This window comes from uncultured Marinobacter sp., from assembly GCF_913055835.1.
In the GTDB taxonomy this organism is placed as follows: Bacteria; Pseudomonadota; Gammaproteobacteria; order Pseudomonadales; family Oleiphilaceae; genus Marinobacter.
Window position 1 is genome coordinate 105627 of sequence record NZ_CAJXKQ010000007.1, and the last position, 24491, is coordinate 130117.

At 57.6% G+C, this 24491-nt stretch carries 23 protein-coding genes; 6 read left to right on the forward strand and 17 right to left on the reverse strand.

Going from position 1 to position 24491, the window contains the following annotated elements:
• Window positions 1-38: 38 nt before the first annotated feature.
• From QZ534_RS06310 to QZ534_RS06325, 4 genes are read right to left on the reverse strand one after another with little or no spacing between them, the layout of a single operon-like run.
• Window positions 39-2120 (reverse strand): TonB-dependent receptor, encoded by a 2082-nt coding sequence (locus QZ534_RS06310; protein WP_296932790.1) that lies wholly within the window; start codon window positions 2118-2120, stop codon window positions 39-41.
• Between the two features lie 48 nt (window positions 2121-2168).
• Window positions 2169-2906, reverse strand: a complete 738-nt coding sequence (locus tag QZ534_RS06315; protein ID WP_296932792.1) for an LrgB family protein — start codon at window positions 2904-2906, stop codon at window positions 2169-2171.
• Window positions 2899-3279, reverse strand: a complete 381-nt coding sequence (locus QZ534_RS06320) for a CidA/LrgA family protein (protein WP_296932793.1) — start codon at window positions 3277-3279, stop codon at window positions 2899-2901. Before QZ534_RS06320 ends, QZ534_RS06315 begins: the two co-directional genes overlap by 8 nt.
• A 15-nt stretch (window positions 3280-3294) precedes the next feature.
• Window positions 3295-4179 (reverse strand): bile acid:sodium symporter family protein, encoded by an 885-nt coding sequence (locus tag QZ534_RS06325; RefSeq protein WP_296932795.1) that lies wholly within the window; start codon window positions 4177-4179, stop codon window positions 3295-3297.
• A 214-nt stretch (window positions 4180-4393) separates the two neighbouring features.
• On the opposite strand from QZ534_RS06325, the gene QZ534_RS06330 reads away from it, so the two are divergent.
• Window positions 4394-5863: a wax ester/triacylglycerol synthase family O-acyltransferase gene (locus tag QZ534_RS06330; RefSeq protein WP_296932797.1), complete on the forward strand. Its 1470-nt coding sequence runs from the start codon at window positions 4394-4396 to the stop codon at window positions 5861-5863.
• A 12-nt stretch (window positions 5864-5875) separates the two neighbouring features.
• On the opposite strand, the gene QZ534_RS06335 is transcribed toward QZ534_RS06330, so the two are convergent.
• Complete coding sequence (locus QZ534_RS06335) at window positions 5876-6502, reverse strand: TetR family transcriptional regulator (RefSeq protein ID WP_296932799.1); 627 nt, start codon at window positions 6500-6502, stop codon at window positions 5876-5878.
• 196 nt (window positions 6503-6698) lie between these two features.
• On the opposite strand from QZ534_RS06335, the gene QZ534_RS06340 reads away from it, so the two are divergent.
• Both QZ534_RS06340 and QZ534_RS06345 read left to right on the forward strand, forming a co-directional pair.
• On the forward strand, window positions 6699-7802 hold the full coding sequence (locus QZ534_RS06340; RefSeq protein WP_296932802.1) for a ferredoxin reductase: 1104 nt from the start codon (window positions 6699-6701) through the stop codon (window positions 7800-7802).
• A gap of 53 nt (window positions 7803-7855) precedes the next feature.
• Window positions 7856-8929 (forward strand): acyl-CoA desaturase, encoded by a 1074-nt coding sequence (locus QZ534_RS06345; protein WP_296932804.1) that lies wholly within the window; start codon window positions 7856-7858, stop codon window positions 8927-8929.
• A 42-nt stretch (window positions 8930-8971) separates the two neighbouring features.
• On the opposite strand, the gene QZ534_RS06350 is transcribed toward QZ534_RS06345, so the two are convergent.
• Genes QZ534_RS06350 through QZ534_RS06360 form a run of 3 tightly spaced genes read right to left on the reverse strand, consistent with a single transcriptional unit; the run spans window position 8972 to window position 10078 of the window.
• Window positions 8972-9409, reverse strand: a complete 438-nt coding sequence (locus tag QZ534_RS06350) for an Rrf2 family transcriptional regulator (RefSeq protein ID WP_008175365.1) — start codon at window positions 9407-9409, stop codon at window positions 8972-8974.
• Between the two features lie 28 nt (window positions 9410-9437).
• Window positions 9438-9830: a YbaN family protein gene (locus tag QZ534_RS06355; protein WP_296932807.1), complete on the reverse strand. Its 393-nt coding sequence runs from the start codon at window positions 9828-9830 to the stop codon at window positions 9438-9440.
• Window positions 9831-9853: 23 nt separating this feature from the next.
• A complete protein-coding gene (locus QZ534_RS06360; protein WP_296932810.1) occupies window positions 9854-10078 on the reverse strand; it encodes a hypothetical protein in 225 nt (74 codons plus the stop codon).
• A 261-nt stretch (window positions 10079-10339) separates the two neighbouring features.
• On the opposite strand from QZ534_RS06360, the gene QZ534_RS06365 reads away from it, so the two are divergent.
• The 3 genes from QZ534_RS06365 to moaA all read left to right on the forward strand — a co-directional run bounded on the left by QZ534_RS06365 (window position 10340) and on the right by moaA (window position 14273).
• On the forward strand, window positions 10340-12631 hold the full coding sequence (locus QZ534_RS06365; protein ID WP_296932812.1) for a nitric-oxide reductase large subunit: 2292 nt from the start codon (window positions 10340-10342) through the stop codon (window positions 12629-12631).
• Window positions 12632-12691: 60 nt separating this feature from the next.
• Window positions 12692-13183: a hemerythrin domain-containing protein gene (locus QZ534_RS06370; protein WP_296932814.1), complete on the forward strand. Its 492-nt coding sequence runs from the start codon at window positions 12692-12694 to the stop codon at window positions 13181-13183.
• Window positions 13184-13280: 97 nt separating this feature from the next.
• On the forward strand, window positions 13281-14273 hold the full coding sequence (moaA, locus tag QZ534_RS06375; RefSeq protein ID WP_296932816.1) for a GTP 3',8-cyclase MoaA: 993 nt from the start codon (window positions 13281-13283) through the stop codon (window positions 14271-14273).
• A 228-nt stretch (window positions 14274-14501) separates the two neighbouring features.
• Here the strand turns inward: moaA and QZ534_RS06380 are convergent, their stop codons facing one another.
• The 9 genes from QZ534_RS06380 to QZ534_RS06420 form a co-directional block, all read right to left on the reverse strand.
• Window positions 14502-15038 carry a nitrous oxide reductase accessory protein NosL gene (locus QZ534_RS06380; RefSeq protein WP_296932818.1) on the reverse strand — a complete coding sequence of 179 codons (537 nt, stop codon included), beginning with the start codon at window positions 15036-15038 and terminating at the stop codon, window positions 14502-14504.
• 15 nt (window positions 15039-15053) lie between these two features.
• Window positions 15054-15884 (reverse strand): ABC transporter permease subunit, encoded by an 831-nt coding sequence (locus QZ534_RS06385; RefSeq protein ID WP_296932820.1) that lies wholly within the window; start codon window positions 15882-15884, stop codon window positions 15054-15056.
• Window positions 15881-16813, reverse strand: coding sequence for an ABC transporter ATP-binding protein (locus QZ534_RS06390; RefSeq protein ID WP_296932823.1), 933 nt, complete (start codon window positions 16811-16813; stop codon window positions 15881-15883). The genes QZ534_RS06385 and QZ534_RS06390 overlap by 4 nt, the downstream gene beginning before the upstream one ends.
• Window positions 16810-18078, reverse strand: a complete 1269-nt coding sequence (locus tag QZ534_RS06395; protein WP_296932825.1) for a nitrous oxide reductase family maturation protein NosD — start codon at window positions 18076-18078, stop codon at window positions 16810-16812. The genes QZ534_RS06390 and QZ534_RS06395 overlap by 4 nt, the downstream gene beginning before the upstream one ends.
• Window positions 18079-18306: 228 nt before the next feature.
• Window positions 18307-20202, reverse strand: a complete 1896-nt coding sequence (gene nosZ, locus QZ534_RS06400; protein ID WP_296932828.1) for a TAT-dependent nitrous-oxide reductase — start codon at window positions 20200-20202, stop codon at window positions 18307-18309.
• Window positions 20203-20266: 64 nt separating this feature from the next.
• Window positions 20267-22366, reverse strand: a complete 2100-nt coding sequence (gene nosR, locus QZ534_RS06405; protein ID WP_296932842.1) for a transcriptional regulator NosR — start codon at window positions 22364-22366, stop codon at window positions 20267-20269.
• A 157-nt stretch (window positions 22367-22523) separates the two neighbouring features.
• Window positions 22524-22925 carry a ribonucleotide reductase subunit alpha gene (locus QZ534_RS06410; RefSeq protein WP_296932830.1) on the reverse strand — a complete coding sequence of 134 codons (402 nt, stop codon included), beginning with the start codon at window positions 22923-22925 and terminating at the stop codon, window positions 22524-22526.
• A gap of 35 nt (window positions 22926-22960) precedes the next feature.
• The gene (locus QZ534_RS06415) at window positions 22961-23347 is read right to left on the reverse strand and encodes a putative zinc-binding protein (RefSeq protein ID WP_296932833.1); all 387 of its coding nucleotides are present in this window, start codon (window positions 23345-23347) and stop codon (window positions 22961-22963) included.
• 43 nt (window positions 23348-23390) lie between these two features.
• Window positions 23391-24140 (reverse strand): Crp/Fnr family transcriptional regulator, encoded by a 750-nt coding sequence (locus QZ534_RS06420; protein ID WP_296932835.1) that lies wholly within the window; start codon window positions 24138-24140, stop codon window positions 23391-23393.
• Window positions 24141-24491: the final 351 nt, after the last annotated feature.

Sequence of the window (24491 nt, forward strand, 5' to 3'; positions counted from 1 at the left end):
GAATTAAAAATCCCTACTGTTTATGTTGTTATCGCCCCTCAGAATACCCATTCCAGGCCCGCATAAAAAGTTCTTCCGGGACCGGGTTCGAAATAGCCCCTATCCTCCACCGGGCGGTTCGCGTTGGCGTTTATCCGCACGTTGCTGAAGTAGTCCTGATCCAGCAAGTTGCGGATGCCCGCATACAGGTTCACTGTCTGCTCCGCCATCCGGAATGAATCGCCGGCACGCAGACCAACCAGCCAGTAATCACTGACCAAGGTCTGGTTGCTGTTCTCGGCGTAGAACTCCCCTACATATTGCCACTCCAGGGCCGCGAAACGACCGGCTGCGCCGCGCCACTCCAGCTCGTTCACCCAGAGTTGCTCCGGAAGCCCGGGGATGGCATTGCCGCTGGCGTCGTCACCCTGTTCATCAACAAAGTCCCGCAACTCGTAATCGGCGAGAGTCAGGGCGCTGGTTACCCGCCAGGCATAAGAAATCTCCCAGGACAGACCCAGTTCAAAGCCGTTGCGCCGGGTTTCACCGGCGTTTTCGTAGAAAGTCTGATCACCCACATTGAAAGGCAGGATTTCGTCCTCCACCCGAATGGAGAACAGCGCCATGTCATAACTCAACCCCGCGCCCAGCATGCCGCGCATACCTAGCTCGCGATTCAACGCCTGCTGGGGCTCCAGCTCTGGATTGAAACCACCGCCATTCGGATTGGCAAACTCGGTAAAGGTGGGTGACTCGAACGCTGTACCCAGAGTGGCGTACACCTGGTGCCTGGGTGCCAGTTTGTAGCTGATGCCGGCAACGCCGCTGTACTCCCGGAACGTACGATTACCCGAATCATCGTTACCGTCTTGCAGCCAGTCGTCGTCAATGGCCAGGCGCAACCGGTCGAACCGAACACCCAGGGAAACGTTGAGCTCGTCGCTCAGCGCCAGATCGCCCTGGCCAAACACCGCTACATTGGTGGCGCTCTGGTTTTCCGCCTGGGTCTGGCCGGTAATATCGCCATCGATAGACACCGAATAGCGGCGCCGGTCGTCGGACTGATGGTGCACATCCAAGCCGGTGACCCAAACCAGAGGCAATCCGGCCAGTGTTGATTCCTGCTGGTACTGGGAACTGATGCCGTAAAAATGCCGGTCGTAGGCTATGCGGCTGCTTCCGGGAAACGGCAGCTGCTGCGCGAAATCCCGGTGGGTGTAGAAGGTATCGAGGGTGAGTTGGCCGGGCAGCAGGGCCGAATCTTCAAATCTTACGCCCAGGGTCTGCTGGTTCACGGTCTGGCTACTGTCCAACCTTTTGGCCAATGCAGTGGCCTGTTCCGGATCGTCCTCGGCCTGAGCCAACGTGAGCCCGCCCGGGTCTTCGGATTTCGGGTTGTGTAATGCGTTAAATGTGGCGGTTACCCGCCTGCCAGAGTCCAGATCCCGTGCCACACGGGCGTTGAACAGTGCCTTCTCTGCCTTGCTCTGTTCCCGGTGACCATCAAACGTCAACCAGGAAAGCGTTGCTATACCGCTGGTATCACCTTCAACGCCGTTACCCTGTATCGCAGCCTTTCGATAATCGTCGCTGCCGCCATCGAGTCGCAGCCGACCACCCTGAGGGAGCTCGTCACCCAACGCCGTGGAAATATCGATCACACCGCCGGCAGCGTTGCCATATTGGACCGATGCGGGCCCCCGAATAACCTCAATTCGCTGGGCGGAATCCAGATCAATGGCATCAATCTGGGACTGGCCATCGGGCAGCGTGTAGGGGATGCCATCCACCTGAATCCGGATACCCCGAATGCCGAAAGGCGCCCTGGCCCCGAACCCGCGGGTGGACAGTCTGAGATTCTGGGCGAAGTTATAGCGATTCTGGAAGAACAGGCCCGGTACGGTATTGAGGGATTCATCCAGCTGCAGACGCTGCTGACCCTCACGGATGTCCGGAGCGTTGACCACTGAGACCGCTGCGGGCGTTTCATACAGGTCCCGCACCAGTCTTGGAGAGGTCACCTCAAGAACCAGCTCCTCATCATTGTCCGTTGATGACTGGCCAATGGCGGGAAGCCAGGCTGAAACGCAGACGGCAGCCAATACGCCCGCTGCAAGGTAGTGGTTTTTATTCATAGACATTTAAATGACTTTTTATAGGACTTTGGTTGCGGTCCCAAGGTCGCGGAATCAGGCGGGGATCCAGGCCGCAAGCAGATCAACCAGCCAGGGAACCAGCAAGGCCGTCGCGAAGGCAGAAAGCGCCATCGCCAGACCGGAGAAAGCCCCCATCTGCGAACTTACCTGAAACGCCCGTGCGGTCCCGATACCGTGTGCCGCGACCCCCATGGCAATACCCTTGGCGGTGTCATCCCGAACCCGGATCCACTCGAACAGCTTTGTGCCCAGAACGGCGCCGGTAATCCCAGTTATAACAACCAGTACGGCAGTCAGTGACGGAAGCCCGCCGATTTTTTCAGAAATCCCCATGGCCACCGGCGCCGTTGCCGATTTTGGCGCCAGGGACATCTGGATCTCCGTAGACCCGCCCAGAAGCCGCGCCAGGCCAATGGAACTGCCTGCAGCGATAACAACGCCGCAGAAGAGCGAAATCGTTACCGGAAGCCACAGTTGTCGAAGCCTGGAAAACTGCTGGTACAGCGGCACGGCCAGCGCCACCGTTGCCGGGCCCAGCAGAAAGTGAACAAACTGCCCGCCTTCAAAATAATCGCTGTAAGAGGTGCCTGTGGCCAGCAACAGGATGATCAGCATGGCCACGGAGGTGACCACCGGATTGGCCAGCGGATTGGAGTTGGTTCTCAGGTACAACCGGTAGGCCAGGCCGTAGGCCACCAGGGTGATGGTCAGCCCAAGGAGCGGCGATGTGGAAAGGTAAACCCAGATGTCTTTCAGGCCCGGCTCATTCATTGCCTCCCTCCTTCTCCGGGAGAGGCCCGGCAAACCAGCGGGTGGTCACCTGCATGATCAGGGCCGTGGCGACCATGGTGATTACCGTGCTTAACAGCAGTGCCAGGGTTATCGGGACCCACTCATCGGCGATGCGGCCGAAATGCGCCATCATGCCCACGCCAGCCGGCACAAACAGAAGCGAGAGATGGCTGAGCAATGCTGTGGACGCCTGATCCACAGATTCCGGCGCTTTTCCGCGAATCATCAACGTTATGAACAGCATCACCATACCCAACACCGGCCCGGGAATGGGCAGGCCCAGCAATCGAACCGTGATTTCACCCACCAGTTGATACACCAGCAGAAGGGTAATGCCGTTCAGGAACTGCATAGCGCAGGACTCCAGTCAGGTTTTGCTCTGTAGGTTCGAAACGGGAATGATGCTCCGGCCGTACATGGCCAGAACAAAGCCTATCGGGAACATCAGCACCCCGTATACCGCCGCCGGAATGGACATGGCACTGGACTCCAGAAGCGTCAGGGTAACCATGAGGGCGATGGTGCCGTTCTTCACACCCAGCTCTACTGCCACCGCAAGCGATTCTCTCTGGGTCAGCCCCGTCATACGACCCGCCGCAAGCCCAAGCCCGATACCGGCCACATTCAACAGAATAGTAGCCGGCCCTGCCTGCTTCAAAAGCTCCCAGATCTGATCACGAACCCCGTACACCAGGGCCACAATCAGGACGGCCAGCACGATACCGCCGAAGATGCTAACGATGCTTTCTGCCTTGCGGGCAACCTCAGGGTTGCGGGTACGAACCACCATTCCAATGGCTACCGGGAACAGCACGATGCCGATCAGCATACCGACGGTTTTCCAAACCGGTAGCACGATGTCCTCTTCGGTTCCCATGTAGTGCTGAAGAGCAATGTTGGTAAACAGTGGCAGGGTAAGGATGGTGATCAGGCTGGCGCTGACCGTCAGCACGATGGAGAGCGCAATATTACCCCGCGAGAGCAGCACAAACAGATTGGAGGTGGTGCCTCCGGGGCAGGCGGCAATAATCACCAGCCCAACGGCGATGGCCGGTGGCACCGCCAGCAACGTGGCCAGCATGAAGGCGATGAGCGGCATTACAAGAATCTGGGCAACGGTGCCGACAATCATCCCTTTCGGATACACCGCCACCTGGCGGAAGTCACGTATCGTCAGGGTCATGCCGATACCGATCATGATAATAAACAGAGCAATCGGCAGACCTGCCGAAATAAGCGGGCTGGATTCCACAATGCCTCCGGATGTTTTTGTTTTTACTGCAACCAACCGATGAAAAGTAGCACACCCGGTCTCCTTTCGGGAGCCTTTAACGACTACACCCTGTACCGACTAAATGCTCCAGAGTCTGGAAGTTTAGGGCCGCAAGCATCGTGTCCCGGATAAGTTGCAAGTATACTTGCAACACATAACTAAATTACCTGGACACTGTGGAGACACACAAGGAATGAAACGCCTGGGAACCCTGGATGCCTCTTGGCTGGCCGTAGAATCTGAAGACACACCCATGCACGTGGGTAACCTGCAGATCTTTTCGCTACCGGAGGACGCCCCTGAAACCTTCCTCCGGGACATGGTGACCCGCATGAAGGAAACCGGCGATATTGCACCGCCCTGGGGTTACAAACTGGCGTGGTCCGGAATGTTGGGCCGGGTACTGGCCCCGGCCTGGAAAGTCGACAAGAAAATCGACCTGGACTACCACGTGCGCCACTCCGCACTGCCCCGCCCCGGCGGTGAACGGGAGCTGGGTATTCTGGTATCGCGCCTGCACTCCAACCCCCTGGATTTTGCCCGCCCGCTCTGGGAGTGCCACGTTATCGAGGGCCTGGAGAACAACCGGTTTGCCCTGTACACCAAGATGCACCATTCCATGATTGATGGCATCAGCGGTGTTCGCCTGATGCAAAGGGTACTGACCACCGATCCCGACAAACGTGATATGCCGCCCCCCTGGTCGGTACGTCCGGAGCGTCGCCGCGGCAGCAAATCCGACTCCGAGGCCAGTGTGCCCGGCGCAGTTTCACAGGCCATGGAAGCCCTGAAACTTCAGGCGGATATGGCGCCACGTTTGTGGCAGGCGGGTAACCGGCTGGTCCATTCAGTACGTCATCCGGAAGATGGCCTCACCGCGCCGTTTACCGGGCCCGTTTCCAAGATCAATCACCGGGTCACGGGCCAGCGCCGATTCGCCACCCAGCATTACCAGCTGGACCGGATCAAGGAGCTTGCCCATATATCCGGAGGTTCCCTGAACGACATTGTTCTGTATCTCTGCGGTACCGCGCTCAGGCGTTTTCTGTTGGAACAGGATGAGCTGCCAGACATTCCGCTCACTGCCGGCATACCGGTGAACATACGGCCTTCCGATGACCAGGGCACGGGCACCCAGATCAGTTTCATGATCGCATCCCTGGCGACCGACGAGGCGGATCCGTTAACGCGTCTGCAGAACATCAAGACATCTACCCGCAGGGCCAAGGAGCACCTGCAAAAGCTGCCCAAAAGCGCCCTGACCCAATACACCATGCTGTTGATGTCGCCCTACATCCTGCAGCTCATGTCTGGCCTTGGCGGAAGGATGCGCCCGGTGTTCAATGTTACGATTTCCAATGTACCGGGGCCCCAGCGAACCCTTTACTACGAGGGCGCGAAGCTGGAAGCCATGTACCCGGTATCCCTGATCGCACACGGCGGTGCGCTGAACATCACCTGCCTGAGCTATGACGGATCACTGAACTTCGGCTACACCGGCTGCAGGGACACACTGCCAAGCATGCAGAGACTGGCGGTTTACACCGGTGAGGCGCTGGACGAACTGGAAAGCCTGATTCTGCCGCCAAAGGCCAAATCAAAAGCGGCGGCCAAGCCCAAGGCGCCACGAAAGCCGGCGACGAAAAAGAGTAAAGCAGACTGATCGAGTGTAGGATCAGCCCGCACTTTGCCAGTGGGCAGCACCCACGAAAATCAGTTGAAGGAAGCGGGTGGTCCGCTTCCGGATCTGCTCTATCTGATAGTCGTCGTCGGCCGACACGCCGAGCAGATCGGTCAGGCTGAAGGCAACACTCCGCACCACCAGATCACAGGTCATATCCAGATCCTGGTCGGACAGGTGGTCGACCAGCCTCAGCCTGCGCAGGTCGTTGGCAAGCTCGCTGGCGAAGAAACGCATCTCGCTCCGGATACCTTCCTGCACCGCCCTGCTTTCACCGGCCAGTCCTTGAGCCATAAACAGGAAAAAGCTCCGGTTCGCCTGGGCGTGGCTGATGAAGATGGCCACCGACTCCTCGATCAGTTTGTCCGCCTGCGACACGTTTGCCCGGGCCTCTCGCATCATCCTGCGCAGCACCAGCCCCAGCTCATCCACGAGCTGAAGCCCCAGATCGTCCATATTGCGGAAATGCCGGTAAAACGAGGTTGGCACCACGCCCGCCTGACGGGTCACTTCCCGGATACCAAGACTGGCAAAATGCCGCCCCTTGCCGACCAGCGTTAACGCCGCGCTCATCAGTTTTTCGCGGGTTTCACCGGGCTTTCTGCGTTGTTTTTCCGCCATCTTTTGTCCGTACCGCCTGCCTTAAACGAATGGTTCACAAGTGTACACATCCGAAAAAATAAAAGTACAGAATGCTTGTCATTTCGAGCCATTACCAGCTGGTCCATTGTGACTTTAATTATCCGTGTGTACAGTCGTACACATTAGTGAACACTTGTACACATGGATAACGGAAAGCCTCAGGGAGGCACTCAGCATGTTAGCGAGAAACACTCAGCACAAAGCACTGCAATGGCTTGGCAGGCAACTGTTCAACCGGAACGATCCAGAGGCATTTTTCGATCCTCTGCTCGAGCGCATCAATCCCATGTGGGTACAAGAGTACACACCGGCTCGAGTGGAACAGGTTCTCTTCGAGACCCGGGACACCCAAACCCTGGTTTTGAAACCGGCTCGACGCTGGTCCGGCTTCAGCGCGGGCCAACATGTGAACATCTGTGTTGAAGTTGATGGAGTCCGCCGCAAACGCACATTCAGCCTTTCGAGTTCCCCCCTGCTCTGGCGGGAACAGGGGCTGGTCACCCTGACCATCAAACGCCTTCCGGGCGGACTGGTGACCAACTGGATTCACGATCACCTGCAAACTGGTGCAGTCATCGGTCTGGGCGAGGCCTTTGGCGATTTTCTGATACCAGAACCGGCCCGGCCGGTCTTGTTCATTGTCGGCGGAAGCGGAATAACGCCAGTACTGAGCCAGCTTGAAACCATGGCGGCCCAGGATTACCGGGCACCAGTGACATTGCTGTATTTCGTTAGAACCCGCGATGACGTCATCGCCCGGGAAAAGCTGCGAGCCCTGGAGGCACGCTACAGCGCCCTGACGCTCAACATCATTGCCACCAACGAGTCAGAAGAACCTCGCTATCTGCGTGACCAGGATCTGGATGCGATACCGGGCCTCAAGGCACGACAGGTCTATTTATGCGGCCCAAAGGGCCTTATGGATCTGGCCCAGGATCTTCTCTACAAGCGAGGGTTTGCTGATTCGGATATACACAGCACGTTCTTCTCGGCCCCAGCCGCGAATCTGGGAAACGAAACACTCGGTGGTCAGGTTCAGTTTGAAAGCAGCCGGCTGGAGGTCGGTTCCGAGGGCGATGCCACCTTGCTGGAGATCGCCGAGGCCGCCGGCCTGAGCCCTCGCCACGGCTGCCGCATGGGCATTTGTCACCAGTGCAGTTGCCGGAAAACCACGGGAACCGTGATCAACCGCCTTACCGGCCAGGCCTCCGGCCCCGGCGAAGAGAACGTTCAGCTTTGTATCTCTGTGCCTCAGGGCCCGGTCTCACTCGACCTTTGAGAATCCACACCCGTTTTTACCGCGGAGCCACATAGCACCGCAGGGAGATCACCATGAAAAAGATGACCGAAGCGCAACTTGCAGAACTTGAAACCGATCTAAACGCGATCCGGGACGAGGTTCTTGCAGACCTCGGCGAACGAGACGCACGATACATCCGCCGAATGGTCCGTCTGCACCGAAGCCTCGAAGCAGGCGGGCGAATCATGATGCCGTTCGGTTTCCTGCCTCCGGTGTTCGTTGCCGCCACTGTAACCCTGGGCGTTGCGAAGATCCTGGAGAACATGGAGATCGGCCACAATGTCATGCACGGCCAGTATGACTGGATGAACGACCCGAGCCTGCACTCCCAGACCTATGAATGGGACACGGTGTGCACGGGAGACTCATGGCGCCGTACCCATAATTACGAACATCACACCTACACCAACATCATCGGCAAGGACCGCGACTACGGCTACGCCGTGCTGCGACTCACTGATGATGAGCCCTGGAAACCCTGGCACGCGCTGCAATTCATCAACTACATCCTGCTGAGCGTATTTTTCCAGTGGGGGGTGGGACTGCACGAGTTGGAAACAGAAAAACTTCGCAGCCGGGAAATAAGCTGGCGCGAGAAGCTTCCGTTTCTGCAAGAGTTTGCTCGCAAGGGTGGTCGGCAGGCGTTCAAGGACTACGTCTTTTTCCCGCTGCTCACCTTCCCGGTGGCTCCCATTGTTCTGGCGGGGAACGTGGGCGCCAATCTGATCCGCAATCTCTGGTCATCCACGGTGATTTTCTGTGGCCACTTTACCCAGGACGCAGAGACCTTTACCGAGGAAGAGTGCGAGGGCGAGAGCAAGGGCCACTGGTATTTGCGCCAGCTAACAGGGTCCTCAAACTTCACCGGGGGCCGCTGGCTGCATATTCTGAGCGGGCATTTGAGCTACCAGGTGGAGCACCACGTGTTCCCGGACCTGCCCGCACACCGGTATCCGGAAATTTCCGGGAAGGTTCAGGCGGTGTGTCGAAAGCACGGTATCCACTACAACACGGGTAGCTTTGCGAAGCAGTACAGCACGGTTTTGAAGCGGATACTCCGGCATTCACTGCCGGAGAAATTGGCGGCAAGGGCCGGAACGGCCTGACAGAGAAGGAGTGGCCGGGCGCTGAAGACGCGCCTGGCCATATCAGGCTATCTGCAGCAATCTCAACAACTGCGGCCGATGCTGATCCTGAATAACGTCAGCCAGAGTATATTTGTCGAGTACTTCAAGAAACGCCTTCAAGGCCTCACCAAACATCGATTTCAGGCCACACACGGGGGTTATCTTGCAGGCATTCTTGGAGGAGAAACACTCCACAATGCTCAGATCCTGTTCGGTTTCCCGTACCAGGATACCAACGTTAATATCCGACGGCGCACGATGCAGACGCATCCCCCCTTTCTTACCCCGGATGGTTTCAATGTAGCCCTTCTTGTTCAACTGATGCACCACCTTCATAAGGTGGTTCTTGGAAATGTCATAGCTGTCGGCGATTTCCTGAATGGTGGCCAGACGATCACCCTGAACTGCCAGATATATCAGAACTCGAAGTGAATAATCCGTGTAGCGGGTGATGTGCATTCAAAACTCCAGTCGTTATCGCGATCGTTCAGTAAGAAGGACGGGTCACCAGGTAACACGCGGTGCCGCACAAAAATACACCAGAAACGCCCAGTACCAACCCGGACGCCCCAAGGGCAAACAGCATTCCCCAACTCAGCGCCATCATGCTGCATGCCAGCACCTTCGCCCGTGTTGGCACGGCCCTGCGTGTACGCCACTGATCAATGGCGGGGCCGAACCTGGGGTGCTCTTCCAGCCACTGAGCAAAAGCCGGAGACCCCTTGCTGGCAAAAAATGCGGCCAACAAAACAAAGGGCGTTGTGGGCAGTAACGGCAACACCACTCCGGCGGCAGCTAGGGCCACTGACATATACGCAAGAATGCGGAATCCGGTTTTCCCAAAACGGTCGCCCATGGCGGGGTTCTCACCAAGGTTCATAACTGCATCTATTCTACCGGGATTCAATGAACAGGTCTGCCCAAACGGCTAAGAAAAACCAGACGCGCCACATAGGCCACCTTGACACCGACCGCAAAAACCAGGGTTCCGATGTGAGCGGCAATTTGCACAGATAGCGCAAGCGCGCCCGCCAATGGGTATGCGAGCAGAATCGTAACCATCAAGCCCAGCACTGACAGACCCAGGGCGCTGTTTGCTGTGAAAAGCCACTTTTCGTATTCACTCATGATCTCACCTATAACATTTATCTAATTTGCATCTTAATACTAAGTCGACGCCAGGGAAAAATCAAACCGTAGAACTTTTCCACCAGGGCGCGTCCCTTACCCCAACTACGACTTTCGATATACCCACAAAATAAATTTGACACCCTAGATACATCAAATCAAAATTCCGGCATAAAGATTTATCTGAAATAAATGTTTGTTGAGGAGACAGTGCTATGAAACAGAAAGACGCCTACTCGATTCAACTGGGAGGAGCGAGCCATGGCTAAATACCGCCGCCTATGGTTTTTACTGATCGGGATCCTGGCAGTAACCTTCACGCTGCTGGGATATTTCGGTGCGGAGGTGTATCGCGAGGCACCGCCGATTCCAGAGCAGGTTGTATCCGCCGATGGCGACACCCTGATGACCGAGGAAAGCATTCTTGACGGGCAGACTGCCTGGCAGTCCGTCGGCGGTATGCAGCTTGGCTCAATCTGGGGCCACGGCGCCTACCAGGCACCGGACTGGACCGCCGACTGGCTGCACCGGGAACTGGAGACCTGGCTGGAAATCGCCGCCCGGGAAGAGTACGGACAGGACTGGCACAGCCTAAGCGGGCAACAGCAAAACGCCCTGAAGTACGACCTGAAAACCGAGTACCGCACCAATACCTACGACGCCGCAACCAGCACCCTGCACCTTTCCGAACGCAGGGTCGAGGCGATTGCCGAAACCGCCGACTACTACAGCCGCCTGTTCAGCGATGCACCGGAACTGCAGTCTACCCGCGAAAACTACGCCATGAAGGAAAACACCCTGCCCAGCGCCGAGCGTCGTGAGCGGATGACCGAGTTTTTCTTCTGGACCGCCTGGGCCGCCGCTACCGAGCGCCCGGATAGTAACGTTACCTACACCAACAACTGGCCTCACGAGCCGCTGATCGATAACAGACCAAGCGGCGAGAATGTGGTCTGGTCGTTAATTAGCGTGGTTCTGCTGATTGCCGGTGTCGGTGGCCTGATCTGGGCCTGGGCCTTCCTTCGCAAAGAGGATGAGGAGCCGAAGGCCCCAATCAAGGATCCCCTCAGTGCGGTCGGGCTGACTCCTTCCCAGAAAGCACTGGGCAAATACCTCCTGCTGGTCGTTGGCCTGTTTACACTCCAGGTCATGCTTGGCGGCTTCACTGCTCACTATACGGTTGAAGGCCAGGGCTTCTACGGCATCGAAACGTCCGAGTGGTTCCCCTACTCCCTGATGCGTACCTGGCATATTCAGTCTGCCATGTTCTGGATTGCCACCGGTTTCCTCGCCGCCGGGCTGTTCCTCGCCCCCATTATCAATGGCGGCAAAGATCCCAAGTTCCAGAAACTGGGTGTTGATGTGTTGTTCTGGGCACTGGTGGCTGTGGTTGCCGGTTCGTTTATTGGCAACTTCCTCGCCATCAACCAGATCATGCCGGCCAACCTCAGCTTCATGCTGGGTCACCAGGGTTACGAGTATGTCGACCTGGGCCGCCTCTGGCAGATCGGCAAGTTCCTCGGCATCGTGTTCTGGCTGGTGCTGATGCTGCGCGGTATTGTCCCGGCGCTGCGCCAGCCTGGTGACAAGAACCTGCTGGCCCTGCTCACAGCGTCAGTAGTTGCCATCGGACTGTTCTACGGAGCCGGCTTTTTCTACGGAGAACGTACGCATATCTCGATCATGGAGTACTGGCGCTGGTGGATTGTCCACCTGTGGGTAGAAGGCTTCTTTGAAGTGTTCGCAACCACAGCCCTCGCTTTCATCTTCTGCAGCATGGGCCTGGTGTCCCGCACTGTAGCGACATCGGCCAGCCTGGCATCCGCCAGCCTGTTCATGCTTGGCGGTGTGCCCGGCACCTTCCACCACCTGTATTTCTCCGGCACCACAACGCCGGTGATGGCTGTTGGCGCCACCTTCAGTGCGCTGGAAGTGGTACCGCTGGTGGTTCTCGGCTACGAAGCCTGGGAAAACTGGCGCCTGAAATCCCGTGCCCCGTGGATGGAAAATATCCGCTGGCCGCTGACATTCTTTGTGGCAGTTGCCTTCTGGAACATGCTCGGTGCCGGCGTGCTCGGCTTCATGATCAACCCGCCCATCGCGCTGTATTACATCCAGGGCCTGAACACCACGCCCACCCATGCCCACGCAGCCCTGTTCGGTGTATACGGCTTCCTGGCCCTGGGCTTCGCACTGATGATCCTGCGTTACATCCGCCCGCGCATTGTTTTTGACGAGCGCCTCATGAAAGTCGGCTTCTGGTGGCTGAACATTGGCCTGGTTCTGATGCTGTTCACCAGCCTGTTGCCGGTCGGGTTCATCCAGTTCATCGCCAGCGCCAGCGAGGGTCTCTGGTACGCACGCAGCGAGGCATTCATGCAGAGCGATATCCTGCAGACCCTGCGCTGGGTCAGAACCATTGGCGACGTGGTCTTCATCGTCGGCGCCCTCGCCGTCACCTGGCAGGTGGTAAAAGGGGTCTTCTTCCCGGATCTGGAGCCGGTTGCCCTGGAAACTGATGAAAACGGCGCAGCCAGCAAGCTAAGCGCCTGATAAAACAAATGCGGGCCATGGAAGGCCCCTCTCTTTGAACCTCAACCAAGGAGTGCTGTCATGACAATGACCGAACCTGTAACCAAGGCATCCAACGAAGAGTTGATCGAACATATCCTGACCCGTTATCACGACACTCACCGGGACCAGTTACCGGAACTGATTCGGCTTTCCGAGCGGGTGGAAAGGGTGCACGGCGGCCATACCGACTGCCCTGCCGGACTCTCGGCTCATCTTACGCAGATGGCCGAGGAGCTGGAGACCCATATGGCTAAAGAAGAGCAGATTCTGTTCCCGATGATCTCCCGCGGCATATCGGGCATGGCGTTGGGTCCAATCTCGGTTATGCGTGCAGAGCATGAGGGCCACGATTCGGCCCTGATCCACCTCGATGCGCTCACCAATAATCTGAGCCTCCCGGAAGGTGCCTGCAACACCTGGCGCAGGCTCTATGATCAGATTGCTGTTTTTCGTGAAGACCTGAAGGAGCACATCGCTCTGGAAAACTCCGTGCTGTTTGCGCGCATCGACGGACTGACGGCCCAGGGTTAATGGGCTTACCTCCCGAGGGGTATCGGAATTGGTGATCTGATCTGTAATACTTGGTCTATAATCAGGCTAAAAAACAATCGGCAACAGGACCAACCCGATGCCCCAGAGCAAGCTGACAGACCGTTTTGGTCGCACCGTCAACTACGTGCGTCTGTCCGTCACTGACCGGTGTGACTTCCGCTGCGTTTACTGCATGGCCGAGGACATGACCTTTCTGCCCCGCCAGCAGGTTCTGACTCTTGAGGAAATCGCCCGCGTTGCCCGCAACTTTGTTGATCTGGGTACCGAGAAAATTCGTCTGACCGGCGGCGAGCCTCTGGTACGCAAGGATATTCTGGAGCTGGTCAAGGAAATCGGCACCTACGGACTGCGCGATTTCGCCATGACCACCAATGGCAGCCAGCTCACTACCATGGCCGAGCCCCTGCGAAAGGCGGGGATGCATCGCCTGAACATCAGCCTGGATTCCCTGGATGCGGAGAAATTCCGCAACATCACCCGCACGGGCAAGCTAAGTCATGTGCTGGACGGCATTGACGCTGCCCGGGAGGCCGGCTTCCGCGGCATCAAGATCAATACCGTGGTGATGAAAGGCCGCAACGATGAAGAGGTCCCCGAGCTGGTCGAGTTCGCCCGGAAGAAGAACGTGGACATCACCTTTATCGAAGAAATGCCCCTGGGTGAGATTTCCGAGCATGATCGTGGCCTGGCCCTGTGCACCAGTGAGGAAGTGCGGGACATCATCCGAAAGCACCACGAGCTGGTGCCCGCCACCGAGGATACCGGCGGTCCTGCGCGTTATTACCGCATGGAAGATAGCAAGACCCGGGTCGGTTTCATTTCACCCCATTCCCACAACTTCTGCTCTACCTGCAATCGGGTGCGGGTGACCGTTGAAGGTCGGCTGCTTCTTTGCCTGGGCAACGAGCACTCGGTGGATCTGCGCCGCGTGCTGCGGGGCAATCCGGTGACAGATGACAAGCTGCGGGAGACGATTATCAACGCCATGGATCTGAAGCCGGAGCGGCATCACTTCTCCAGCAACGGGGATGTGCAGATTCTTCGCTTCATGAACATGACCGGCGGTTGAAGTCAGTCTCAGGTCTACCCCAACCTTCCGGCTTGGGGGGTGGAGCGAATGTGGAGCGGGTTTCCAAAACACGCTCCTTGCGGCACATCCATGTGGCGCTTGGGCTCCGCCATCCATGGCTCCGCACAGTTTTGGAAACCCGCTCCACACTCGCTCATCAAGCCTTAGCAGTTATAGTCTTCCAGATTTCCCACATCTGCAGGGCTAAGATCTAATCAGCTGACCTGACTAATGATCCATTCCATCCATGATGTTCATATTCATTCCAGCATTCAGGTTCTTCATCGTTACCTCGCTGAACGCCAGCACCTCACCACCATGTGAATTGGCAAAATGATCTGCATCAGCCTGACTGGCAAACGATGCCAGGGTTGGGCCCATGGCGCCCTTTCGGCTGGAACCAACGACGTAGAAGGCTTCACGGGCGTCAATTAGAGCGGTGTCGTCCGGGCTTGCCCACTCAGTCTCGGCCATATTATGAACGTACAGGGTGTGATTCCGGTTAACATTCTCCGGTTGGAGCATCCAGGCGAACATGTCTCGGGTGGAGCAGAACTTGCGGACGTGCTGATCCTTTTCGGTGACGGCTTGCCCCTTTGGGCCCGGGGAGTTGGTGATCACCATGCCGCAAACGTGGCATTCATCGCCGCTTTCGAAGTGCACGGGTTCAGGTTTGGCCATGGCCTGTTCCTCATTGCCCGAACAGGCAGTGAGGGTTAAGGCCGCCAGGGCGGCGAAGAGCCATTTCAGTTTGGTTCGATTCATCAATGAGAACTCCGTTCAGATTCGACGATTGCGGAAAAGGAAAAGGGCACCGACCAGCGGGATGGCAAACCAGAGCACCAGGCCAACCCAGAGGCCAGCGGCGCCGATGGGCAGATCAGCACCGAGGCTGAGGACACCGCTAAGCTGCGCGCTGTCGCCGAAGGCAACGATATTGAGCAGGCGGTAGATATCCGTGGGATTGAGCATCAACAGCCAGGGCAAGAGTTCCGCGCTGAACTGGCCTTCGCTCGCCACGAGGGTACCCAACAGCATCAGGTCGAAAATCAGCACAAAAAAGAACCAGATCGCCAGGGCCAAGCCGGCGGCGATGGGCTTCTCGCTGACCCGCACACTGATCACGTAGGCAAGGGCAATAAAGCCCCAGCCCAATAGCACGGTAGAGCCAATGAAGCGCAGCATGGCTGCGGCAAGACTGGCGATTGCAACGTCTTGCACCAGGACAGCAATGGCAACGCCCGCTACGCCGAAACCAATCACGGTGGCTAGCGCGAGGGTCAAACCATGGCCCAGAAACTTGCCGAGCAGCAGTTGGCTCCGGCTCAGCGGGTAGGTGAGCAGCAACAGCAGGGTTCCCCCCTCTTCCTCGCCAACGATGGCATCGTAGGCCAGCAACAATGCGATCAATGGGATCAGGAAGATACCAAGGCTGGCGAGGCTGGCAATGGTGGCCGGTGTGGAGGCATACCCCACCTGGCCGGAGGCGGCGGCGCCAAACCAGGCGATGCCCAACGCCAGGGTGGCGAACACCAGGGAAATGGCCATCAGCCAGCGATTGCGAAGGCTGTCGCTGAGCTCTTTACGGGCAATGGTCCAGATACTGTTCATTGGCTGCCTCCCCTGTGGGCCAGGCCACCCGAGCCGATAAAGTGCACATAGATATCTTCCAGGCTGGGCTGATGAATGCTGATATCGGCCACTTCACCCGACCTCATCACGGCATTGAGCAGGGCCATTTTCTCCCTCGGCTGAACGTCCACCCGCAGGCGCCCGCTTTCGGTCTTGATGATCAGGCCACTGTTCCCAGACGCCCTGTCGATAACGTGCTCCAGGGCCGAGACACTGTTGGCTGGATCCAGAGACAAGGTTACCGGCATGTTCGCCTGCCGCCTCAGGGCGGCCAGATCTCCGGCGGCCTTCAGCGCACCATTGGTAAGAATGGCGGCACGATCAATGTAAGGCTCGACACCGGGCAGGACGTGGGAACACAGCACGATGCCCGTGCCCCCATCACGCAGTTCCCGTAGCAACCGGTACAGGTCTGCCGTGGCGACCGGATCCAGCCCCACGGTAGGCTCATCCAGCATCAGCAGCTTCGGCTTGCCCAACAGCGCCTGGGCAAGACCAAGACGCTGTCGCATGCCTTTCGAGTAGGTCTTGGTGCGGGCATCCAAGGCATCGCCGAGACCAACCTGTTCGAGCAGTTGAGGCACCTGGTTCAGGGACGCGCCTTTCAGGCGGGCGAAATGGTTCAGGATCTCCCGACCGGTCAGCTGCGGATAGAACATCACGTTTTCCGGCAGGTAACCGATGTGCTGGGTTATCTGAGGGTCGCCCGCGTGACCGCCAAGCACGGAAACCGATCCCTGGTTGGGGGTCATTAGCCCCAGGATCAGCTTGATACAGGTTGTCTTACCAGCCCCGTTATGGCCAAAAAGTCCCAGGATCTCGCCCGGCTCCAGAGTCAGGTCGATCCCCGTCAGGACCGGACTCCTGTCGTACCGGTAACTCACATTATCAAGGTGAAAACAGCTCATCGGATCTCCGGTTGAAGCTCTGCGGGCATCCGCATCAAGGGGTGGGAATCGGTCACGCCGGCGGCCTTGACCACCGGAAACGCATCCTGCACCCAGCGTAGGGTATCCACCGCCGGGCTGAACATCAGAACCTTGGCTTCCGGGTATTTCCACAGCAGCCGGTCAACGTTGTCGTTAGGCTCGTAGGGCACATCGCCAACGCCATCCTGATTCCGGTCCCAGCCCAGGTAATCACTCCAGAAATTGCCGCTGTTACCTTTCGACCATTCCTGGGTGCGGGTGGCTACATACTTCACCTGCCGCTGGTTATTCACAAAGGCGTTCCCGAATACCTCGTTATCTTCAGAACCGGCCGTCAGGTGGATTCCGATATTGCTGTCGGCAAAGACATTGCCTTCAAAGGTGTTGTACAGCGAGTTATAGATAAACACCGCCTTGCCTTCGGCGCCCTCAATGGCAACACCGGCCGTCTGCCCCTGGGACACCCCAGTCACCACATTCCCCCGCAGCTCTGACTGGGTAATGAAATTCATCAGAATGCCGTAGTTCTCATCATTCACCGACCGGTTGTTGATCACCGTCAGACGCTTGCTCTGCATCAGCGCATAACCAGTTCGGGTGTTACGGGTAACGTTGTTCTCCAGCAGATTGTTCATCGAGTACATGTAATGAATGCCATAACGCAGATCCGCCATCTCATTGCCGCGGATCGTATTGTTATTGGCCGTCTCGATATAAATCGCATCCCGGGTCTGACGAATGTCATTGCCCTCAACCAGGGCCCCGGTCGTGTTGAACAGATGAATCCCGTTACCCCGGTCATTCGGACGCAGCGAATCATCCCCTCGAATCGTATTATTGCGAACCGTCACGTCCGGCGTTGCATCGAGCCAAACCCCGAACGCCGGCCCTTGCAAATGGTTGTTCTCCACCACGGCACCGCGAGCCTCCCGAACCACAAAAATCCCCGCATCCAGCTCGTTCAGGTCTCGGCCCCAGTTGCGAACGGCGCAGCCGGAAAACGTCACACCCTCGGCGACAATATCTACCGCATTTCCCTGCCCACCCGGATCAATCACCGTCTCGGCATGGCAAGACACAGACACCCCCGGCACCCGGATTGCCAGAGACGAAATCTGCTCAGGGGGAAGCTCAAAGCTCGCGCCCGGTTCCAGGGCATCAAGCTGTTCTTGCAGGTCCGCGTGTGCGGTCAGCGATAACAGAGCGACTGTCAGGGCCACTCCATAACGCAACAGTGGATACATCTATGATTCTCTATAAGTGAAGCAGGTCCGAAGCCACCGCCCTAGGTACGGCAAGCCAAGAGGAGAACCCTTTCCAAAACTTTGCGGAGCCATGGATGGCGGAGCCCAAGCGCCACAGGGATGTGCCGCAAGGAGCGTGTTTTGGAAAGGGTTCTCCTCTTGGGTTGCTTCTCCGAAGTTGGAAATCACCAGGACTCCCAAAAGGAGTCCCGGCGAAAGAGAGGCCTATCAGGCCTTCTCTACAATCATGCGACCCCGCATCTCCATATGCAGCGCATGACAGAACCAGTTGCAGTAGTACCAGTGCACCCCGGGACGATCCGCCTTGAAGGTCACCGAAGCCGTCTGCTGCGGACTGATCTCCATGCTCACACCATGGTTAACCATGCAGAAACCGTGGGTCACATCCTCAATGGTGTCCAGGTTGGTCACGTACACCGTCACCTCATCACCCTGCTTCACCTTAAACTCAGTCATCCCGTACTGCGGCGCAATCGAGGTCATGTAAACACGAACCTTGTTGCCATCCCGGATAACCTTGTTGTCAGCTTCCAGAGTAACGCCATCCTTCTTGGCCTGCTCAACGGCAGAGGCAAAGAACGGATCGTCGCGCTCGTAGATCTTCCGTGTCTTGATCTGATCACGACGGACCAGAATACAGTCGTGAGGCTCAGCGAAGGTCGGGCCATCGTGAACCAGCTTCATCTCCTCGCCGGAGATATCGATCAACTGGTCGTTCTCCGCATGCAAAGGACCAACCGGCAGGAACCGGTCCTTGGAGAACTTCGACAGCACCACCAGCCACTTGCCGTCAGCATCCCGGGATTCGGTCAGGGACGCGTGGTTGTGGCCCGGCTGGTAATGCACGTCCAGCTTCTGGCGGATGTAGTTCACATCCTCGCCGTTGTAGTGCCTGATGGCATCGGCAATGTTCCACTTGGCCACCTGGCTGTCGATAAACAGAGTGGTGTAGGCATTGCCACGGCCGTCAAAGGTTGTGTGCAGAGGCCCAAGGCCCAGTTCCGGCTCGCCCACCACGGTATCCCGCGGCTCGATCTTGCCATCGAACAGATCGTCCAGCTTGTCGATCGCAATGATGGACACGGTCGGTGACAGCTTGCCGTTGGCAATGAAGTATTTGCCGTCCGGAGAGGTATTCAGACCATGGGGGTTCTTCGGAACCGGGATGTAACGGGTCAGTTCCGAGCCGGCGCGACCGTCTACCACCGGCACCTTGGAATCACCGAGGGTCTTGTAGTTGCCATTCTTGACCGCCTGCTCAATGCGCTCGATGTTGAATACCACCGCCCAGTCGCGGTCGTTGCGCATGGTGCCAGCCAGATCCAGCGCCTTCTCCGAGTTGTAGCAGGTGGAGCAGGCGTACTTGCCGGTGTAGTCGGCATCTGTGTTATCCAGGTTGCCGTCCACGATCACCTGGAACGCTACCTCCATGGTTTCCGCGTCTATCGCGTTGAACATGGTGAAGCTGCTTTCAAGGCTGGTGTCGCTGCCATCGTTCGGATGGGGAATAACATACTCGGCGTTGCAGAACACATACTTGGTCTTGGGCACCTTCTGCAGCCGCAGGCCGTGTATGGCCTGGACGTTTGGAATGGTGGTGATCTTGTCACACTTCATGATATCCAGGCGGATACGGGCAACGCGGGTGTTGGCCTTGTCGTTGATGAACAGGTATTTGCCGTCGTAACGACCGTCCGTCATGGAAATGTGGGGGTGGTGGGAATCGCCGTTCAGGTGGGTATTGTCATGGCCCAGAACGTCTTTGCTCTCGTTGCTGATACCCCAGCCCGTGGCAGAATCCACATTGAACACCGGGATACGCATCAGTTCCCGCATGGAGGGTACACCCAGAACCCGCACTTCACCGGAGTGACCACCGCTCCAGAAGCCGTAGTACTCATCAAGCTCTCCCGGATGGATCACGTATTTGTTGCGGGCCTCCTCGGCTGCGGCCGCGAATGCCTCACGGGACATCACCGCGGTGCCAAGCCCGGTTGCACCGGCGACACCCGCCAGCGCAGCAGCCCCCATGAACCGACGGCGGCTCTGGCCGCTCTCCGGAAGCTCCGGAACGTCTTTGGTCAGATCATCTCTTCTTTTCATAACATCCAACTCCGTTATTGGTAATGGCGGTTTTACTTCTCATGCTTTCTTTTTTTGGGACTACTCAGGACACCTGAACCACGGGTATTTCCTCCGGGTGGCCCGGTGCATTATGACCACGGCGCTTACCGCGTCGCTTGACGATCAGCGGCGGGCACTTGTGGTCATCGAAATAGGTCATCTGGCAATCCAGGCAGTAATGGCATTCCATGTAATTGATGTGTCCGTCCGGATGGATCGCCTGAACTTCGCACTCGTGATCGCACAGCCGGCAGGGGTTGCCGCACTCCTTGCGCCGCTTGAGCCAGTCGAACACTCTCAACTTGCTGGGCAGCGCCAGGGCTGCGCCCAGCGGACACATGTAGCGGCAGAACACCTTGCGGGTGAACAGGTTGACCACCAGCAACAGGACGGCGTAGGTCACGAAAGGCCAGCTACGATCAAACTTGAGCGTGATCGCGGTCTTGAACGGCTCCACCTCAGCCAGGCGCTCGGCGGTTGCCATGGATTCGAGGGATACCCCGAACAGCACCAGCAGGATGATGTATTTGATGGCCCAGAGCCGTTCGTGCACTGCAAAGGGCACGGTGTATTGGGGCACCTTCAGCTTGCGGGCAATTTCATTGAGCAATTCCTGGAGTGCACCGAATGGGCACAGCCAGCCGCAGTAAACCGCCCGGCCCCATAGCAGGACGATGGCGGCCACCACGGCCCAGAGGATGAACAACATCGGGTCGATCAGGAAGGTGCTCCAACTGAACCCGCTGATCAGGCTATTGGCAAATGTGAGCACGTTGACGATGGAAAGTTGCCCCATGGCGTACCAGCCGATGAAGAACAGCGTGTAGGTCAGAAAGGCGTGGCGAATCCAGCGCATCATCCTCGGCTTTTTCACCAGCCAGTCCTGGAAAAACAGGATGAACATCAGCACGCCGATTCCGATACCCAGCACCACAATCTGGAATTCCCTCTGGTACCACACCTGCACCCACATGGGCTGGCTCTCCAGCCATTCTTCCTCGGAAACGACTGGCTCCGGACGGGTGTAATACTGCTCCGGCAATTGATACTCCAGCGGAAACACCTGGAATTCGCTGTCCAGGGGCCCGGTCTGGCGTTTCACAGTGAGTTCGAGTGTCCAGGGGGTGCCGGGATCGAAGTTGTACTGCTGGCGAATGATGAAGATCGCCATCTCGGTGAATTCCGGCATGCCCTCGGCATAGACATCGCTCAACCGGTAGAAATCCAGGTCGCGGAAGTTGAAGGTGTCGCCGAACTGACGGATCTGGATTCGGTCGAAAATACCGCCGCGAACATAACCCGAGCCCTTGAAGGAATAGTCGCCGTTGGCCATCACGGCGATGGCGTGCTCGCCTTCCTCCAGCTCGGATGTCAGCCACTGGTACTGGCTCTCTCCCAGCAGGTTACGACCAATCGTCGGAACATCCAGGTAGGCGGTATACAGATCGATCAGTGGCTCTTTTCGTTCTTCGGGGCCTGCGGTATCAACACCCTCGGCTTCCGTCCCCTTGAAGGAATCATCCACCTGCCCCTTGGTGAGCAGCATCCGGCGCACCGAGCCGTCTCCGGTCAGTTCCTCCCAGGTTTTCTGCTCGAAGGCCTGCTTGTCCACGGTGGCCAGTGGCGGACGGGTGCCGTCCTCGCCCTCAACCATGCCCAGTTCCACGCCCACCCGGTGGGCAGTACGCATGATCACTTCGTTGATGACCATTACGGTTACCGTGGCCCCGGACAAGCCGTCAACGGCTACCTTGCGCTCCGAGGAGGTTCCGCCCACGGTTACCCGCTGGTCGGCTTTCAGGCCCGTATACTGATCGGTAAAGGTGTGAAGCTTGCTCTCCGGAATACCCACCAGAAGGATGGGCTCGTCGTGGTGGATGACCTTGGCGGCTTTGATGGTGCCTTCGGTATCCAGCACGACCATGGCGTTGACGGGTTTGCCCGAGTAGGCGGGTGTCTGGACAAAGTCCAGGGACTGATAGGCGTAGCCCACCAGCTCCTTGCGGGCATAGAGCTCCTGGATGGCTCTATTGCCTTTCCGGGGGATAACCCGGGTGACTTCCGGGAAGGTCTGCTTGATGACCTGACGACCGGCAACGGGCTCATACTTGGCCAAAGGCGCTGCATTCAGGGCCATGGCCATGATCGACGCGAAAAAGAGGAGAGCGAAGCGGGAAAAAACGGACACAGAAGACTCCCTGAGAAAAAGCGCCTTATTGCTTCAGCCTAGGCAAATTAGAGGAAAATCAAATACCTCTTATTGAATACGCCTGGCAGGTAAACTGATCGGATTCTCGCTGTCAGCCCAGGCTGACAGCGTTTCCCTGCGTATCGAGAGGGAGGTAATTATTGATATGACCAAGGCGGATGGACTCCACCATCATGGTCAATGGTTGTTGCGCTTCGTCAGTGGATGGAGGCGTGCCGCCGCGGCCAGACATGGCGGCAACAAACACCACATCCCAGGACTGGCCCGTGGCCCGGGATTCTTCGTGCAGGGCTGCGAAATCCGGTGCTTCCTCGGGCGTCTTGTCGACGCAGACCACTGGCGTCAGGGCGCCACCCTCGCCGCGCTCAAAGGCAGCTTTTTCTTCCGGGGAGGCCTCATCCGGCAACTCCGCCCGACAGAATACGAAGAGCAGGCGCTGGGGCTCCTGCTGGCTGTAGGAGGCCTGAATCAGGTCACTGTAACTGCTGATCATTTTGATGAATCCTTACTGGTGCCGGCCGCTGCGATTTACGCCTGGCGGGCAATGAGCTGGTCGTTTGATGTGAGCCTGCGAACTTCGTCGCACACTTCGTCTACGGCGTCTTCGCCGTAACTCTGTCCGTAGTGTTTCTTGAAGCCGAATTCGTAGAGCCGGACATGCTCATCCGGTTCAACACCGATGTTTTCGAGACAGGCCCGTGCGCAATGCAACGGACAGCCGTCAATCACGGTGATCGGGCGACCCGATCGGGCGGTTTTCACCAGGGACGGAACCTTGCCGCCGACGCCCGAGATACAGGACATTTCGAAATCGCCGGCATGGTCGAGCCTCACCGCCACATTGTTGGCCAGCTGCGCCACATCGGAGCAGCCGGAACATGAATAGATCAGTGGACGTTGCTTTCGCGCTGTCACTTGTCCTCCTATCCAGAAAACCTGGAGGCTTGCATGAGGTAAGTTATTGACTGATCTCTATCAGGCGCTGGGGATCTGAGATAAACAACCGGCTACGGTTAACCCGTACCAGGCCGTTGGACTTGAGATCCGCCAGAATCCGGGAGAAGGTTTCCGGCTGCATGGCAAGCCTGGACGCCACAAGGCACTTGGGTAGCGGCAATTCCACTTCCCCGCCCTCCTCTGCCCCATTGGGGAGAAGATCGATCAGGTACCGGATCAATCGGTCGCGGGCGTTCTGGACGGTCATGATTTCCAGGTCATGGAACCGGGAAACGGCGCGCTTGGCGTAATGCCGCAAGGCCGCCTGGGCGTATTTTGGGTTGCTTTCCAACATGTCCTGGTAGGCTTTGACCGGAATCATCAGCACTTCACTGGATTTCAGGGCCTCGGCGTAACAGGCATACCTTGGCGGATCGGCGTAGATCATGACTTCGGCGAAGCAATCACCGGGGGCGATGCTGTCGAGGGTTCTATCGATGCCGGAGGAGTCCAGGCGGTAAAGACGCAGGCGGCCGGAGATCACGAAGAAGAAGTGGTGGGCCGGCATATCCTGGCGGTAAAGCAACTGGTGGTGGCCAAGGCGGATTCTTCGGGATTGCTGGATCAGGTGCTGCAGGTCTTTGCCATCGAGCTCAGAGAACAGTGGATGACTGCGCAGGGCCTTGAGGCCGTCTTCGTCGTCAAAGGGTTTGTTGACGGCGACGAGCACGGGTTTGGTGTAGCGGGTTTCGGCCGTTTGGGTCAGTGCCATGGGTGTATCCTCTTTGCATATTCATGCATTCGAAATCATGATTAAAATAGTAGAAGGATACTGGGGGAAAATCGCTCCCCCCATGGGGGTAGTCGGGGGGTTATTCGGGAGTAATTGACCTAACTCAAAGTGTTCTGTTGCCAACTAATTTGGGCTCAACAGGCATCCATTAAGCCTTGGTATTGGCGGACTGACTGTAGAGCACAGGTTGGCAGCCAGTAGGGCTTCCCAAAACGCGCTCCTTGCGGCACGTCCCTGTGACGCTTGACTGCAGCCATCCATGGCTGCAGACAGTTTTGGGAAGCCCTACTGACCACCAACCTCCCGACCCCGGAGCCAAACCCTCAATTA